This window comes from Streptomyces sp. NBC_01237, assembly GCF_035917275.1.
Classification (GTDB): Bacteria; Actinomycetota; Actinomycetes; order Streptomycetales; family Streptomycetaceae; genus Streptomyces.
This window is the reverse complement of sequence record NZ_CP108508.1, coordinates 7325669-7341356: the sequence shown is the minus strand read 5'-3', so window position 1 is coordinate 7341356 and position 15688 is coordinate 7325669. Positions and strand designations below refer to the sequence as shown.

The 15688-nt window shown below is 72.3% G+C and carries 13 protein-coding genes; 5 read left to right on the top strand and 8 right to left on the bottom strand.

From position 1 onward, the window contains the following. Positions 1–66: 66 nt before the first annotated feature. On the bottom strand, positions 67–1344 hold the full coding sequence (locus tag OG251_RS32570) for an extracellular solute-binding protein (RefSeq protein WP_326680456.1): 1278 nt from the start codon (positions 1342–1344) through the stop codon (positions 67–69). A gap of 106 nt (positions 1345–1450) precedes the next feature. On the opposite strand from OG251_RS32570, the gene OG251_RS32565 reads away from it, so the two are divergent. Then, complete coding sequence (locus OG251_RS32565) at positions 1451–2080, top strand: TetR/AcrR family transcriptional regulator (protein WP_385894364.1); 630 nt, start codon at positions 1451–1453, stop codon at positions 2078–2080. A gap of 77 nt (positions 2081–2157) precedes the next feature. On the opposite strand, the gene OG251_RS32560 is transcribed toward OG251_RS32565, so the two are convergent. The 3 genes from OG251_RS32560 to OG251_RS32550 form a co-directional block, all read right to left on the bottom strand. Beyond that, the gene (locus tag OG251_RS32560) at positions 2158–3684 is read right to left on the bottom strand and encodes a YfcC family protein (protein ID WP_326680454.1); all 1527 of its coding nucleotides are present in this window, start codon (positions 3682–3684) and stop codon (positions 2158–2160) included. Further along, positions 3681–5033, bottom strand: a complete 1353-nt coding sequence (locus tag OG251_RS32555; RefSeq protein ID WP_326680453.1) for a M20/M25/M40 family metallo-hydrolase — start codon at positions 5031–5033, stop codon at positions 3681–3683. The genes OG251_RS32560 and OG251_RS32555 overlap by 4 nt, the downstream gene beginning before the upstream one ends. Before the next feature lie 90 nt (positions 5034–5123). Continuing rightward, positions 5124–6116 carry a fibronectin type III domain-containing protein gene (locus OG251_RS32550; RefSeq protein ID WP_326680452.1) on the bottom strand — a complete coding sequence of 331 codons (993 nt, stop codon included), beginning with the start codon at positions 6114–6116 and terminating at the stop codon, positions 5124–5126. A 195-nt stretch (positions 6117–6311) separates the two neighbouring features. On the opposite strand from OG251_RS32550, the gene OG251_RS32545 reads away from it, so the two are divergent. Beyond that, a complete protein-coding gene (locus OG251_RS32545; protein WP_326680451.1) occupies positions 6312–6923 on the top strand; it encodes a TIGR03086 family metal-binding protein in 612 nt (203 codons plus the stop codon). Positions 6924–6925: 2 nt separating this feature from the next. On the opposite strand, the gene OG251_RS32540 is transcribed toward OG251_RS32545, so the two are convergent. Further along, positions 6926–9109, bottom strand: a complete 2184-nt coding sequence (locus OG251_RS32540; RefSeq protein ID WP_326680450.1) for a hypothetical protein — start codon at positions 9107–9109, stop codon at positions 6926–6928. Positions 9110–9215: 106 nt separating this feature from the next. Then, the gene (locus OG251_RS32535) at positions 9216–9899 is read right to left on the bottom strand and encodes an alpha/beta fold hydrolase (protein ID WP_326680449.1); all 684 of its coding nucleotides are present in this window, start codon (positions 9897–9899) and stop codon (positions 9216–9218) included. A 65-nt stretch (positions 9900–9964) separates the two neighbouring features. On the opposite strand from OG251_RS32535, the gene OG251_RS32530 reads away from it, so the two are divergent. From OG251_RS32530 to OG251_RS32520, 3 genes are all read left to right on the top strand, one after another. Further along, positions 9965–10774 carry a chitosanase gene (locus OG251_RS32530; RefSeq protein WP_442818390.1) on the top strand — a complete coding sequence of 270 codons (810 nt, stop codon included), beginning with the start codon at positions 9965–9967 and terminating at the stop codon, positions 10772–10774. Between the two features lie 189 nt (positions 10775–10963). Continuing rightward, a complete protein-coding gene (locus tag OG251_RS32525; protein ID WP_326680448.1) occupies positions 10964–11284 on the top strand; it encodes an SH3 domain-containing protein in 321 nt (106 codons plus the stop codon). 209 nt (positions 11285–11493) lie between these two features. Beyond that, positions 11494–12387, top strand: a complete 894-nt coding sequence (locus tag OG251_RS32520) for a chitosanase (RefSeq protein WP_326680447.1) — start codon at positions 11494–11496, stop codon at positions 12385–12387. Positions 12388–12499: 112 nt separating this feature from the next. Here the strand turns inward: OG251_RS32520 and OG251_RS32515 are convergent, their stop codons facing one another. Both OG251_RS32515 and OG251_RS32510 read right to left on the bottom strand, forming a co-directional pair. Continuing rightward, the gene (locus OG251_RS32515; RefSeq protein ID WP_326680446.1) at positions 12500–13921 is read right to left on the bottom strand and encodes a nucleobase:cation symporter-2 family protein; all 1422 of its coding nucleotides are present in this window, start codon (positions 13919–13921) and stop codon (positions 12500–12502) included. A gap of 337 nt (positions 13922–14258) precedes the next feature. Continuing rightward, a complete protein-coding gene (locus OG251_RS32510; RefSeq protein WP_326680445.1) occupies positions 14259–15647 on the bottom strand; it encodes an 8-oxoguanine deaminase in 1389 nt (462 codons plus the stop codon). Positions 15648–15688 lie beyond the last annotated feature (41 nt).

Here is a 15688-nt window from a genome sequence, read left to right as displayed (position 1 = left end):
GGCGGAGGGCGGGCCAGGCGGACGGCCGCCCCCGGCCGTCAGGACGGAGCAGCCGGCGGACAGCCCTCAGCCCACCTCGGCCGCCTCCGCCTTGGCCGCCGCGTCGTCCAGCGACTTGAGCACCACCGCCGGGTCACCGCCGCTCAGTACCGCCCGGCCCACGTCCCTGCGTATCGCGCTGCGCACCTCGGGCCAGGACCGCATGTTCACCGGCGCGAAACGGGCCTGCGGCAGCTGGTCGATGAAGGGCCACAGCGGACGGGTGGCCGACTCCTCGCGCACGGCGTCGGACGCGGTGTACGTCACGGGCAGCGCGGACTGGCTGCCGCCGTAGGCCGCCGCGGACTGGCCGCTGTACAGGAAGTCGAGGAACGCACCGCACTCCTTGCGGTGACCGTTGCGCTTGAACGCCATCAGCCAGTCGCTCAGGCCGATCGGTGCGGGGCTGCCGCCGTCCCTCGCGGGGAACGCGGCATGCGCGTACGGGAGTTTGGCCTGGTCGGCGGCGCCCATCAGTACGGGGTGGGCGACCATCATCCCGATGTCGCCGCGCAGGAACCGCTCGTACGCCTCGGTCCGGTCGAGCTTCTCGGGTGCCGCGCCCGCCAGGTCCTCGGCGACCAGTTCGTCGCGCAGCCAGGCCAGGGCGTCGATGTTGGGCTGCGTCTCGAAGTCGTAGCCCACGAGGTCCGTGAAGCCGCCGCCCGCCGCGAGCATCCAGGACAGGGCCTCGTCCTCGGCCGCCTCGGGGCCCAGCTGGAGTCCGTACGGCGTCTTCACGCCGATCCCCTTCAGCGCTGCGGCGGCCGAGCGCAGTTCGGCCCACGATGTGGGAGCGTCACCGACGCGCGCCCGCCGGAAGAGCTCCTTGTTGTAGAAGAGCCGGGGCGTGCTGGCCAGGAACGGGAACCCGTAGAGCTCCCGGTCGACCGTGCCCGCGTCGGCGAACGACCGGATGAAGTCGGCCTGCGTCGAGATGCTGAACAGCTCGCTCGCGGTGTAGAGCAGATCGTCCTCGCCGTAGGGGGCGAAGATGTTCGACTGCGCGATGTCGGGCTCCCGGCCGTCCGCGACCCGCTGCGCGAGCCTCTTGTCGATCTTGTTGTACGGGACCCGCTCCAGCGCGACCTTGATGTCGGGGTGCTTCTTCCGGAACGCCGCGATCACGCTGTCCCACTGGTCTCCCAGCGAGGCACCCACGCTCTCGTCGTAGCTGGCCACGAGGAGGTCGAGCGTCGCGCCGGAACCGGCGTCGCAGCCGGCGAGGCCGAATCCGGCGGCCGTAGCACCGGCGAAGCCGGCTGTCTGGAGAAGAAACCGCCGCCGACGCACCGCTGTTGCCACCTTTTGTTCGTACCGCAACGCCTTGAGTGACAGATTGTGTCATACAGGCAATCTCTGCCGATCAAGAGAGGTCGGCCGGTGGCCCGGTGGGCATAACCTGCCTCGCATGCAAGGTGCTTCGTTGACAGAGCGGCGCAAGGCCGCGACCCGGTGGGACATCGCCCGTACCGCGGCCGCCCTCTTCGTGGAGAACGGCCTGCGGGCCACCCGCGCCGAGGACATCGCCCGCGCGGCGGGCATCGCCCCGCGCACCCTCTACCGCTACTGCGCGACCAAGGAGGAGGCCGTCGCCCCGCTCTTCGCCGTGGGTTCCCAGCAGTGGGTGGAGGCCGTGCGCGACGCCCCGCACACCCTGTCCCTGCCCGATGCGCTGCGGTACGCGGCGGCGCGGACGCTGGCCGCCGCTCCCGGTGACACACAGGGCACGGAGTCCCTGGAGTGGGTGCGTTCCCTCTTGCGGATGGCCGCGGACAGCCCGGCGCTGCGGTCGGTGTGGAACGACGCGTGCCGCGAGTCGGAGGCCACGCTGGCCACCGTGCTCGCGGCGCGGGCCGGCCACCCGGCCGACGCGGGCACCCTGGACATCCGGCTGACGGCGGCCACCGCCGGAGCGGCGGTGCGCGTGGCGGTGGAGACCTGGGCGGCGAGCGACGCCCCGGCGACGGGGCCGGAGGGGCCCGCCGCGCTGGCGGAGCGCTGCCTGGCATCGACGGCGGGCGCGTCGAGGAGCGGCTGAGCGGGCTCCCCTCCCGCGTTCACCCCACTTCACCGCCCCCGCCGCGCGGCTCGTTCACCGCGCCCCGCCCCACCGCCTCAGGTCCACACCGCCCCCAGCGCCACGAACCCGCTGATCAGCACGAACAGGATCGCCAGCAACGGCCAGACGAAGCGCAGGTACTTGTCGTAGCCCACCTTCGCCAGGGCCACCCCGCCGATGGTGACGGCCGTGGTCGGCACCCACAGGTTCATCCAGCCGCTCGCCGACTGCCAGGCCGTCACGACGACCGCCCGCGAGACGCCGGCGAAGTCGGCGAGCGGGGCCAGGATCGGCATGGCGAGGGTGGCGTGGCCGGAGGTCGAGGGGATCAGGAAGGCCAGCGGCAGGTTGACGATGAAGACGAAGACCGCGAAGACGGCCGAGGACGTGCCCGAGACCAGCCCCTCGATGGAGTGCAGCACGGTGTCGGTGATCTGCGAGTTGTTCATGATGACCGTGACACCGCGGGCCAGCACGATGACCAGCGCGGGCGAGATGAAGTCCGCCGCCCCCTGGATGATCGTCGCGCTGACCTTCTGCTCGCCGAAACGCGCCACGACACCGATGATCACGGCCGCGACCAGGAAGAGCGCCGCCAGCTCCGGGAAGGACCAGCCGAGTTCGAAGCCGTACGCGGTGGCGTCGGCGTCGCCGGTGACGGCGCTGGACCACGGCACCACCGAGAAGATCATGAAGGTGAAGACCAGGGCGACCAGCACCAGGACCGTCTTGTGGAGGGGGGTCAGGTCGGGGGGCTCGCCCGCGTCCGCCGCCGTGTGGTCGCGGTCGCCGGGCAGGAAGCCGGAGAGCGAGCGGCCGGGGTCCTTGCGGACCCGTCGCGCGTACCGGATGACGTAGGCGATGGTCACCGCGGTCAGTACGACCCACATGATGGCGCGCAGCACGATGCCGTCGCCGAGCGAGATGTCGGCAGCGGACGAGGCGACCCCGGTCGCGAACGGGTTGACCGTGGAGCACAGCACCCCGATGCCAGCGCCGAGGATGATCGTGCCGGTGGCCACCATCCGGTCGTAGCCGAGGGCCAGCATCAGCGGCACGATCAGACCGTAGAAGCCGAGGGTCTCCTCCGCGAACCCCTCCACCGTGCCCAGCAGCGCGAAGACCAGCATCACACCCGCGATGAGCAGCGCACCCCGGTCGCGGAGCCGGTGGGCGAGACGGCCGATGCCCCGGTCCAGGGCGCCCGTGGCGAACACCATCGTGATGAACGCGCCGATCGCGAGGACGAAGAGGAACACCCCCGCGCTGCCGTACAGTTCGCCGGCCAGGTCCGGGCCGACCCGGCCGGTCCTCTCGTCCTGCACGCCGTAGAGGCCGTTGACCGGGGAGAGGAAGAGGTCGTTGAGACGGTCGACGAAGCTCTGGTCCGACGGGACCCGGTGGTACGTGCCCTGGACCGGCGCACCGTCCTTGTCGCGGTCGTAGGCACCGGAGGGGATCAGAAAGGCCAGTGCCCAGACCGCCAGGGTGACGAGGGCGAGAATGGTCAGGGCGCTGGGGAAGACGAACTTCTTCCCGGCCGGGGGCTTCTCCTCCGGGGCGGTCCGGGAGTCCGTGCTCACGCGGCGCTCCCGCCGCCGTGCGCTGCGGCGAACTCCCGCAGGAACGCGGCCTCGGCGATCACCGCCGACCGCAGCTCCGAGAACAGCACCCGCTCATTGGGCGCGTGCAGGTTGCACATGCTGTCCTGGGCGCCGAAGAGCAGTACCTCCGCGCCGGGCACCGCCTTGGACAGCCCGTTGACCAGCGGGATCGAGCCGCCGCTGGCGACGAACGCGGGTGGTGCCCCCCAGCCCTCGCGCAGCGCGGTGAGGGCGGCGCGGTAGGCGGGGCCGCCGGTCGCGGGCTCGAATCCGGGGCCGGTGTCGCCCGGGGTGACGGTGAGCGGAATTCCGAACGGGCGCAGTGACTCCAGATGGGTGACGAGCAGGCCCTGCGCCTCCTGGGGATCCTGCTCGGGGTGGAAGCGGAGGTTCAGCTTTGCCCTGGCGTAGGGGACGACCGCGGAGGCCGCGTGGTCGACGCTCGGGGCGTCGATGCCGATGACGGTGATGGCCGGTCCGCTCCAGAGGCGTTCACCGAGGCTGCCGGAGCCGATGAGCCCGATGCCGTCCTCGACTCCGGCGAGGCCGCGGAACTCCTCCTCGGTGTAGGTGGTGCCCTTCCACTCCTCGCGGCGCAGCCCCTCGACGGCCACGTCGCCGTGCACGTCGTGGAGCGTGGCGAGGGCCTTGAGCAGGACGAGCAGGGCGTCCGGGGCCGCGCCGCCGAACTCGCCGCTGTGGCGGGGTTCGGCGAGGGTACGGACCTCGACGACGACTTCCGACGCACCGCGCAGACCCGTGGTGAGCGTGGGGCTGCCGGGGCGGAGGTTGCCCATGTCGGCGATGACCATGGCATCGCAGGCGAACCGGTCCGGGTCGGTGGGCGGGTAGTCGTCGAAGGCGCTGCCGTACTCCTCCTGCCCCTCCAGGACGATCTTCAGCCCGACCGGGGGTCTGCCCCCGTACGCCCGCAGTACGCCCAGGTGGACAAGGATGTTGGACTTGTCGTCGGCGATGCCGCGGGCCCGCAGGCCGCCCTCGACCGCGGTGGGTTCGAAGGGCGGTGACAGCCACAGGCTCTCGTCGCCCGGCGGCTGTACGTCGTAGTGGCCGTAGAGCAGCACGGTCGGGGCGCCGGGGGACGGCGGCGGGACCTCGGCGACGATGACCGGCGCGGTGTCGGGGAGGTCGAGCCGGTCGATGTGCTTGACGCCCGCGCCGCGCAGCAGGTCCACGAGGAGGTCGTGGGCCTGCCGCACGGGCTCGGGCGGGAAGCCGGGAAAGGCGATCGACGGAATGGCGGTCAGCCGTTCCAGATCCGCGACGAGTCCGTCCATCAGTGCGTCGACCCTGGAGCTCAGGTCCATCGTTCAACCCCTGTTCCTCATGGTGCTCAGTGCTGAGGTTCCGGGATCAATGGACCATATGGGGCGGGTTCCCGCATGCCTGAGGAACGGTCAGTCCCCGAGGACCACGGTGCGCTGGGCGGAGAAGTCACCCCACTTGCCGTCCGGGAGCTTGGCGCGCAGCTTCACCGAGTAGCGGGTTCCGGCCGGGTCGGCGAGCGTCAGCCGGTAGGTCGCGCGCCCCTGGGGCGGGGTGCCGCCCCAGACGATGGTGGTGGTCATCTTCCCGTTGAGGTAGAGCTGGTACGCGGGGATCTCGCCGCCCGTCTCGGGCTGGTCCCAGGACAGGTCGACGGCGAACTCGCCGCCCTCGGCCGCGGTGGTGGTGCGAAGACCGGTGGGGGCGGTGCTCGCGGGGGCGCCGGGAGCGGTGGCGGTGGTGAGGTCGAGGGCGTTGCTGTCCGGCGAGGACTTGTCGGAGGCGTCGCGGGCCCGGACGGTGAAGGTGTAGACGGTGCCGGGGCGCAGCCCGGTGAGCCGGGCCGTGGTGGCGGTGCCCGGCACACTGTGGATCCGGGAGTCCTCCTGGTAGATGTCGTACGAGGTGACGCCCACGTCGTCCGTGGAGCCGCCCCAGGCCAGGGTGGCGGCGCGACCGCCGTCGGCGGTGCCGCGCAGCTTCACCGGAGCGGTCGGCGCCCGGTCGTCCTTCGGCGGGGTGGGCTGGGTGGTGACGGGTACGGCGGGGCTCGGCTCGGAGAGGTTCCCGGCGGCGTCGCGGGCCCGGACGGTGAACGTGTAGGCGGTCGAGGCCGTCAGCCCGTCGATGTCGATCATCCGCTTGGCCGCCGGTACGGACTTCACCTTCGTGCCCTTGCGGTAGATCTCGTAGCCGGTGATCGCCTTGTTGTCGGAGGCGGGCTCCCACATGACGTGCACCGATGTGGAACTGCTGGCCTGCGCGGTCACGTCTCGTGGGGTGGTCGGTTTCTGCGTGTCCGCTTCGGCCGCGCCGCCGCACGCGGTGAGCGTGGCGAGGAGCAGGGCGGCGGAACAGGCCAACGCGGCAGGTGCGTGGGGGCGTTGCACGGTCTTGCCTTCCATCCGGACAGCAATGGTCCAGACCTGTATGCCATGGTGCGGGGGTCGCCGACAAGGGGGTGGAGAGGAACGTTCCGCAATGTGCCGGTGTGCACCGCACCAGGAGGAACGGCGGGCGGGACGGTTGAGGACGGTGGGTTCCGGGGACGGTTGAGGGCGACGAGTTTCACGGCCCCGGACAGTCGGAACGGTGTGTTCATGGACAGCAGTACCGCCCCCGCCCTCGATCTCGAACCGGCCGCCCGGCAGATCGCCGCGCTGCTCGACTCCATCGAGGACCGCCGGCTGGCCGGACCGACCCCCTGCCCCGACTACGCGGTACGGGAACTGCTCGCCCATGTGGTCGGACTGACGGCCGCCTTCCGCGACGCGGCGCACAAGGATCTCGGGCCGACGACCGAGGTCTCCCCCGGAACGGCGCCCCTGGTGCTCGGCGACGACTGGCGCGAGGTGCTGCCGCCGCTGCTCGACGAGCTGGTGGCGGCCTGGCGCTCGCCCGCCGCCTGGGAGGGCATGACGCGGGCGGGCGGTGTGGATCTGCCCGCTCCGGTGGCCGCCGCGGTCGCGCTCAACGAGCTGGTCGTCCACGGCTGGGACCTGGCCAGGTCGACCGGGCAGCCGTTCCGGGCGGACGAGGCGAATCTGCGCTCCTGCGAGGCGCTGCTGACGCCCGTCGATGACGACCCGGACGCCGGAGCGATCTTCGGCCCGCCGGTCCCGGTACCGGCCGGCGCTCCGCTCGTGGACCGGGTGATCGCACTCAGCGGCCGCCGCCCCGACTGGCAGCCGGACCGACGGCCGCAGGACTGACGTCAGCCGGCGGTCGCGGCCCCCGCCACCGCGTCGCCGCCCAGCACCCGCACCGCCGCTCGGGCCCGCTCACGCACCCGCTCGTCGGCGGTGACCGCGCCGAGGACTCCGGACACATGCAGTCTCAGGTCCTGCTCGGCCAGCCGGGCCAGCCGCGCACGGGCGTCCTCACCGACCGCCTCCGGTCCGAGGGCGATCAGCGCCTCCACCGCCTCGACCGGGGCGGTTCCGCACTCCGCCGCGTCCAGCAGCAGACCTGCCGCCCGGTGCGCGTCGAGCCTCCCGGGGGCGATGGCGAGCAGGGCGAGCACCGCACCCGGCACCTGCTCCGGATCCGCGAGCAGCGCCTCCAGCACGGGAACGAGCGGCCCGCCCGCCGCACCCGGGCCGAGCCCGGCGGCGACCCTCGTCGCGTGGACGAACGCCCAGCGGCTCCAGGTCATTTCGGTGTCCGTGAGCACCCCGGCCAGCACCGGCACGGCTTCCGCCAGGTCTCCGGTGATGCGGTGCAGGGCTGCGGCGATGTCGATGTCCGCCTGCATCTCGGGGATGTTGCGGTGCGCGTCGGGAGCGTTGAACGCGGCCCGCAGCGCCGGAACGAGCTCCGCGGCGGCCGGTCCCAGCCCGGCGGCGGCGACCGCGGCCTCGCGTATCCCGTTGCGGTCCTCGGCGAGCCGGTCGGCCACGGCGGTCAGCAGCGGAGCGTCCTCCCCCGTCAGTGCGTGCAGGGCCCGCGCGGCCTCGAAACGGTCCTCCACCGGGCCGGAGCGGGCCGCCGTACGCAGCAGCTCAGCCACGTCCTCCCGGCGTTCGGGCGGGCATACGGCGACCAGCACCTTGGGCACCAGCTGCGGGAACCTGGGCAGCGCGGCGCACAGTTCGGGTACGGCCCCGGCCGCGTCCGCGCCCCAGGACTCCAGCAGTGCCGCGAGCCGGAACGAGCCGTTGCCGCCGGGCTCCAGCGTGCCGAGCCACTGGCGGAGCGACACGAGGAGTCCGGGGTCGTACGGCAGGACCGGTGCGGCCCCGAAGGATCCGCCGCATGCCGCACCGAGCGCGCGCGGCCGCTGCGCCGGATTCCGGGCCAGGAGCGGCGCGGCCCGTTGCGGATCCACCACGACCAGGACTTCGAGGGCGCGGTCGGCCTCCTCCCCTTCGCCCTGGGCGAGCCGGGCCAGCATGCCCGCCGCCGGGGCCGCGAGTGCTCCGAGAAGCTTCAGGGCGGGCAGCACGGCCGGGACATCGGCGGCCCGGGGGCCGGTGGCCAGGGCGAGCAGGGGCGCGGCCAGCCGCCGCGGTGCGCTGCGGGACAGCCGGCAGGCGGCCTCGGCCGCCCACACCGCTTCGCCGCACGCCTCGGGCGACCCGTCGGCGAGCGCGGCGCCGAGCAGCGCGAAGACCGCGTCGCGGTCCTCGTCCGTGTCCCGGAGCAGCAGGGACTCAGTGATGTGGTGCAGGGGTTCGCCGCGGTCCTGGTCGAGCCGTTCGGCGACGAGCCCGTCGGCGGGGAGCAGGGAAAGCATCGCCTCGTGGTGGAGCGGGCCCCAGGGGAGTCCGCCGTCCACGCAGGCCAGCAGTGCCGCGATCCGCAGCTCCCCCGGGTGGTCCGGGCCCACCGCCTCCGTCGCCGCGGCGGCCGTGCCCGCCGCATCCAGATGCGCCAGGGCGAACAGCAGCTCGGCGCGTACGAGCGGGACCTCCTCCACGGCGGCCCGTTCGCGGAGCACCGGCAGCGCCCGCCCGGCCGCTCCGGTCATCGCGGCCGCCCAGACGGCGCACTGCCGTACTTCGGGGACATCGGAGGCGACCGAGTCGAGCAGCAGGGGGAGCTGGCCGACGACGGCACGGCGACAGGCCGCCTCGTCGCTCTCGCCCGCCCCGTCGCCGTCGTCGAATTCCGTCCCGCCCTCCGCGATACCGCCGAGGAGGGCCAGCAGGTCCACCGTCCGGACGCCCCCGGCGGCCAGCCGGGCCAGGAACGGCACCGCCTTCGCGGACGCCTCGTACACCGACCCCTGGTGGAGGATGCTCGCGTACAGGTCGCCGAGCGCCGCGTCCGCCGCGTCCTTGTCGTCCCCCGCGAGCGCCCGCAGGCAGTCGGGCACGTCCTCGGCGCTGCCGTAGGCGTGCTCGTAGGCGGCCCAGGGCTGCGCGTCGAGGTCGTCGAAGAACGTCACGAGATCCATGGCGCCGATCATGGCACCGGGGACTGACAACGCCTCGTGCCTCCGGCCCCGGGGCACGCCACCGGACCGGCGGGGAACCGGCCGGCCGACGCGTGGGGCCGCCGGGTCAGCTCGTGAAGAACTCGGTGATCTGCTGGGCGACCTGGTCGGCCCGGGTCTCGTGCACCCGGTGGCCGCCCGGCACCGTGATCAGCCGGCAGTCCGGGATCAGGGACGCCATGTCGGGCAGGCGCTCCTGCGGCATCGCGCTCTCCGGGCCGCCCGAGACGAGCATCGTCGGCGCGACGATCTCGCCCAGGCCCTCCGCCCACTCCGGGTCGGGGTCGGCCACCTGGGCCCGGACGGCGGGCACCGCGTTCTCGTCGTAGTCCACGGGCCCCTCGGGGCGACCGACCGGTCCCGGATCGCCCGGCCACGGCGCGGGGGTCTCCACCAGCACCAGCCGCTCCACCCGGTCGGAGTGCTCCTGGGCCAGCAGCTGGGCGACGACCCCGCCCATGCCGTGACCGACCAGACCGACCCGGTCGAGCTCCAGCTCGTCCAGGAAACCGAGCACGTCGTCCCGCATCAGATCCAGGCCGTACTCGTCCGGCCAGTCGCTCTCCCCGTGCCCGCGCAGATCCAGGGCGAACACCCGCCACTCCTCGCCGAGCAGGCTCCCGGCCGCCTCCCAGTTCGCGGCGGAGCCGCCGAGCCCGTGCAGCAGGACGACCGGCGAGCCGAACGGGTCACCCCAGGTCCGGTACGCCAGCCGCACATCGCCGACATCCACAACAGACTGATCTTCCATGCCCCTGACGCTACAGCCGCGGGGCACCCTCCGGCGCCCGGCCCCCGGCCTGGCAGGCTCGGCACGTGAAGCGCATACTCCGCACCCTGCTCGCGCCCGTCCTGGCGGCCGCTGTCCTGACCGGCTGCACCGGACCGGAGCCGGCCACCGAGGACGCCGGGCTCCGTGATCCGGCGAAGAAACGGATCGCCATGCAGCTGGTCTCCAGCGCCGAGAACTCCTCGCTGGACTGGCGGGCGCAGTACGCGTACATCGAGGACATCGACGACGGCCGCGGCTACACGGCGGGCATCATCGGCTTCTGTTCCGGGACCGGCGACCTGCGCGACGTCGTGGAACGGTACGCGGCGGCGCGCCCCGGAAACCCGCTGGAACGGTTCCTGCCCGCGCTGCGCACGGTGGAGGGAAGCGCCTCGCACGCGGGGCTCGGGCGGCCGTTCACCGATGCCTGGGCGAAGGCGGCCGACGACCCGGAGTTCCGTTCGGCGCAGGACGGGGAGCGCGACCGCGCGTACTTCGAACCGGCGGTGGAGCGGGCCCGGGGCGACGGGCTCGGCGCGCTCGGGCAGTTCATCTACTACGACGCCTATGTGATGCACGGCGCCGGTGACACCGACGGCGAGGACGGCTTCACCACGATCCGCCGAAGGGCGCTCTCGACGGCCCGGCCGCCCGCGAAGGGCGGCGACGAGCAGGCGTATCTGGACGCCTTCCTCGACGCCCGGGTGGCCGCCATGCGCCAGGAGGCCGCCCACAGCGACACCAGCCGGGTGGAGACCGCCCAGCGGGTGTTCGTACGCGAAGGCAAACTCGGGCTGGAGACACCGTTGCGGTGGAAGGTGTACGGCGACAGCTACCGCGTCGACGGCGGCTGAAACATGGCCGCCGGACGCGTGGGGCGGCGGCCCGGCGATCGGCCTGCGCCGGTTGTGACACCGGATGACCTGTGTGTTCTTCCGACCGCGTGGGTGAACGCGCCCACCCGTGACCCCGGGGCGGGTCGTCCCGTTGAGGGGGCCGGAGGCGCGCACACGGGCGCGCCCCGGAGCGTCAGGATGTACAGGATGCTGAAGAAGATGTTGCTGACCGCAATGGTCCTGGGTGCGGGCCTCGGCCTGGCCGCGGGCCCCTCCGCCCAGGCCGTGACCGCCCCCGCCGCAGCCGTCCGGACCGCACCGTCCGTCCAGGCGCCGCCGCAGGTCTGCACGGTCAACGACAACGGGGTGAACTTCCGCGGCGGTCCGGGGACGGGGTACGCGGTGCTCGGCACGGTGAACCGGGGACAGAACCTCAACGCCCGGGGCCAGGAGGGCAGCTGGGTCATGGGTGACCTGTGGGGCGGCCCGACCGGCGTCTGGATCCACGTGGCCTACCTCAACTGCTGAGCGCGGTCCGCCACCGGCCCCGCTCCGCGCGTTCCCCGCGCGGAGCGGGGCCTTTCCACGTCCGGACCCCCAGGGGACCGGCGTACGCCTCCCGTGCGGCCACCCGGCTCTCAACTCACTTGCGCCGAAGGGGTGTACGCCACACCTATCACCCTGATAGTAAAGCTTCCTAACAGAACCCCGGAACGGCGAACTCCCCTGGAGGACAGGTGCACAACCCCCATCTCGGCACCGTACGTCGCACCACTCGGCTCACCCGCCCCGTCGGCATCGCCGCCGTGGCGCTCGGGCTGGCTCTCACCGCCATCCCCGTCGCCGCGCACGCGGGCGACACCCCCGCACAGCCTTCGGCCGACCGGCCCGCGCGGGCCGCGCAGCCGCTGAAGGCCGCAGCGAGCGGACTCGACGACCCGGCGAAGAAGGAGATCGCCATGCAGCTGGTCTCCAGCGCCGAGAACTCCTCGCTGGACTGGAAGTCTCAGTACAAGTACATCGAGGACATCGACGACGACCGCGGCTACACGGCGGGCATCATCGGCTTCTGTTCCGGCACCGGCGACATGCTCGACCTGGTCGAGCTGTACACCGAGCGCAAGCCCGGCAACGTCCTGGCGAAGTACCTGCCCGCCCTGCGCAAGGTGGACGGCACCCCCTCGCACGCGGGTCTCGACCCGAACTTCACCAAGGACTGGGTGAAGGCGGCGTCCGACTCGGCGTTCAAGCAGGCGCAGAACGACGAGCGCGACCGGGTGTACTTCAACCCGGCGGTCAAGCAGGGCAAGAGCGACGGCATCGGCACGCTGGGCCAGTTCGCGTACTACGACGCCATCGTGATGCACGGCGACGGCTCCGACAGCACCAGCTTCAGCTCCATCCGCAAGCGGGCCCTCTCGAAGGCCAAGCCGCCGTCGCAGGGCGGCAACGAGACGACGTACCTCAACGCCTTCCTCGACGCCCGGGTCTGGGCGATGCAGCAGGAGGAGGCCCACTCGGACACCAGCCGGGTCGACACCGCCCAGCGCGTGTTCCTGAAGAAGGGCAACCTCAACCTCGACCCGCCGCTCGACTGGAAGGTGTACGGGGACAGCTTCCACATCGGCTGACCGGCGACCGCCCCTGACGGGACCGGGCCTCCGCCCACCCCGTCAACACCTGTGGCGCGTACGGCGACCCCGCCGAGGGCCGCCCTGCGCGCCACAGTGCTCCACCGGTCGCTCAGTGGACGCCCGCCCCGGCCGCCGCCGGGACCACGTGCTCACCGCTCCGGGTCTCTTCCTCCTCCATCCCCTCCGGCTTGCGGCCCAGGTGGTTGAAGGCCAGGTTGAGCAGGATCGCCACGACGCATCCGGTGGAGATGCCCGAGTCCAGGACGACCAGCAGGTCCTGGGGGAAGGCGTGGTAGAACTGCGGTGCGGCGATCGGTATCAGGCCTATGCCCACGGCGGCGGCCACGATCAGCGCGTTCTCGCCCTTCTCCAGCGCGGCGGTGGCCAGCGTCTGGATGCCGCTCGCCGCGACCGAGCCGAACAGCACGATGCCGGCGCCGCCGAGCACGGGCAGCGGAACCAGCGCGATGACGGACGCGGCCACCGGCACCAGGCCGAGCACGATGAGGATGCCGCCGCCCGCGGCGACGACGAACCGGCTGCGGACCTTGGTCATCGCGACCAGGCCGATGTTCTGGGCGAAGGCGCTGCACATGAAACCGTTGAACAGTGGGCTGATGGCGCTGCCCAGGGTGTCGGCGCGCAGACCGCCCTCGATGGTCCGCTCGTCCGCCGGCCGGCCGACGATCTTCCCGAGGGCCAGCATGTCCGCGGTGGACTCGGTCATGCAGACCAGCATGACGATGCACATCGAGATGATGGCCGCGATCTCGAACTGCGGGGCGCCGAAGTGGAACGGCGTGGGGAATCCCACCAGTTCGGCGTCCTTGATGGCGCCGAAGTCGGTGATGCCGACGGGGATGGCGATCAGGGTCCCGATGACCAGGCCGAGCAGGATCGCGATCTGCTGGAGGAATCCGCGCAGCAGTTTGCGCAGCGCCAGCACGATCAGGAGTGTGCCCGCGGCCATGATGATGTTGGTCATCGAACCGTAGTCGTCGGCCGTGGCGTTGCCGCCCTGGGACCAGTTGAAGGCGACCGGCAGCAGCGAGACACCGATCAGGGTGATGACGGTGCCGGTGACGACGGGCGGGAAGAACCTGACCAACTTGCCGAAGTACGGGGCGAGTACGAAGCCGAGCACGCTCGCGACGATGATCGCGCCGAAGATCACGGCGATCCCGTCGTGGCCCCGGTCCTTGCCTATCGCCACCATCGGGGTCACCCCGGCGAAGGAGACTCCGTTGACGAACGGCAGCCGGGCGCCGATGCGCCAGAAGCCGAGGGTCTGCAGGAGGGTGGCTATGCCCGCGGTGAACAGGCTCGCCCCCATCAGGAAGGCGGTCTCCTTGGCGGTGAGACCCACGGCGGGCCCCACGATCATGGGCGGTGCCACCACTCCGGCGTACATCGCGGCCACGTGCTGGAGGCCGCTGGTGAACATCTTCAGAGGTGGGAGTGTTTCGTCGACCGGGTGCTTCCGGTCGGATCCTGCGACTGCGTCCTTGCGAAACCTGGGCTTGGCGGCCACAGCGGTTCCTCCAGTCGGGTACACGTCGTCGGGGACGTGGGTGTCAGGGAGGTGGGGCGACGTGGTGCGGTGGTGCGGCTCTCACAGGTGGTGCGGCTCTGCACGGGAGGGTGCGGCCCTCGCGCCGGTGCGGGCGTCGCCGCGGGCGCGGGTGCTCATGGGGGGTGCCGGCGGGGGTGTGCCGAGGTCGTGCGGGCAGCGTTCATCACCGGTCCGCGGGGCGCACACATTGGGGTGTGCGCCCCGCGGACCGGCTGCCGCGGACCCCGCTCGGGTCCACGGCGGCCGGTCGAGGGCCGTCCCCCTCGGCCGGCCGGTCGGGGGATTTAGCGGAGCGTCAGGCTCCGGCGGCGATCTGCGCGAGGCGTCTGGCCTCGTCGCGGGTGACGCGGGCGATCGCGTCCTCGTCCACCGTGATCAGGTGGTTGCCCTCGACGACCGGCTTGCCGTCGACGAGGGAGAGGGTGACGGGGGCCGCGGCGCCGAAGACGAGCGCGGTCACCGGGTCGGCGATGGAGGCGTGGGCCAGGGTGTCCAGCTTCCAGAGCACCAGGTCGGCCAGCTTGCCGACCTCCAGCGAGCCGATCTGACCGGCCCTGCCCAGGACCTGGGCGCCACCGTACGTACCCAGGCGCAGTGCCTGACGGGCGTTCAGGGCCTTCTCGCGGTGGGCGCCGAGGCGGTTGACGAGCAGGGCGTTGCGCAGCTCGGTGTGGAGTTCGCCGGACTCGTTGGAGGCGGTGCCGTCGACGCCGAGGCCGACCGGGACGCCCGCGGCGAGCATGTCGGGGACCCGGGCGATGCCCGCGGCGAGGCGGGCGTTGGAGGACGGGCAGTGGGCGACGCCCGTTCCCGTGCGGGCGAAGGCGGCGATGTCGGAGTCGTTCATGTGGACGCAGTGCGCCATCCACACGTCGTCGCCGAGCCAGCCGGTCGACTCGAAGTAGTCGGTCGGGCCCATCCCGAACAGTTCCTTGCAGAACTGCTCCTCCTCGACGGTCTCCGAACCGTGGGTGTGCAGCCGTACGCCGCGGCGCCGGGCCAGCTCGGCTCCCTGCCGCATCAGTTCGGTCGACACGGAGAACGGTGAGCAGGGCGCGACGGCGATCTGGGTCATCGAGCCGAAAGAGGCGTCGTGGTGCGCGTCGATGGTCGCCTCGGTGGCGGTGAGCGCGCCCTCCAGGGTCTCGACCGCGAAGTCCGGCGGCAGTCCGCCGTCCTTCTCGCTGCGGTCCATGGAGCCGCGGGCGAGGGTGAAGCGTACGCCCATGTCGCGGGCGGCGCCGATGATGGCTCCGGAGAGGTCGCCGGAGCCCTCGGGGTAGACGTAGTGGTGGTCCATCGCGGTGGTGACACCGCCCCTGGCCATCATCGCGAGGGACCCCTGCGCGGCGGCGCGGGCCATCGGCTCGTCGATGCGCGCCCAGGTCGGGTACAGCGCGACGAGCCAGTCGAAGAGGTTGTGGTCGGTCGCCAGGCCGCGGGTGATCCACTGGTAGAAGTGGTGATGGGTGTTGACCAGTCCGGGCGTCACGAGATGTCCGGTGCCGTCGACGCGGCGTACGACATCGGCGAGACCCTCCGGTGCCCTGCCCGCGCCGATGGACTCGATGCGGTTGCCCGCCACGACGATGTACCCCGAGGCGTACTCGGTGTCGTGGGCGTCGACGGTCGCGATCGAACAGTTCTCGATGACGATGCGCTGAGGCCCTGCCGGAGCTGCCATGATGCTTCCTTCTTCTCTCATCGGCGATGTGGGCACGGCAG

Excerpts from the sequence above, each read along its gene's own strand:
- OG251_RS32540 (WP_326680450.1), bottom strand. The coding sequence starts at position 9,109 with ATGGATCTCGTGACGTTCTTCGACGACCTCGACGCGCAGCCCTGGGCC.
- OG251_RS32565 (WP_385894364.1), top strand. The coding sequence starts at position 1,451 with ATGCAAGGTGCTTCGTTGACAGAGCGGCGCAAGGCCGCGACCCGGTGG.
- OG251_RS32545 (WP_326680451.1), top strand. The coding sequence starts at position 6,312 with ATGGACAGCAGTACCGCCCCCGCCCTCGATCTCGAACCGGCCGCCCGG.
- OG251_RS32510 (WP_326680445.1), bottom strand. The coding sequence starts at position 15,647 with ATGGCAGCTCCGGCAGGGCCTCAGCGCATCGTCATCGAGAACTGTTCG.
- OG251_RS32550 (WP_326680452.1), bottom strand. The coding sequence starts at position 6,116 with ATGGAAGGCAAGACCGTGCAACGCCCCCACGCACCTGCCGCGTTGGCC.
- OG251_RS32555 (WP_326680453.1), bottom strand. The coding sequence starts at position 5,033 with ATGGACCTGAGCTCCAGGGTCGACGCACTGATGGACGGACTCGTCGCG.
- OG251_RS32535 (WP_326680449.1), bottom strand. The coding sequence starts at position 9,899 with ATGGAAGATCAGTCTGTTGTGGATGTCGGCGATGTGCGGCTGGCGTAC.
- OG251_RS32525 (WP_326680448.1), top strand. The coding sequence starts at position 10,964 with ATGCTGAAGAAGATGTTGCTGACCGCAATGGTCCTGGGTGCGGGCCTC.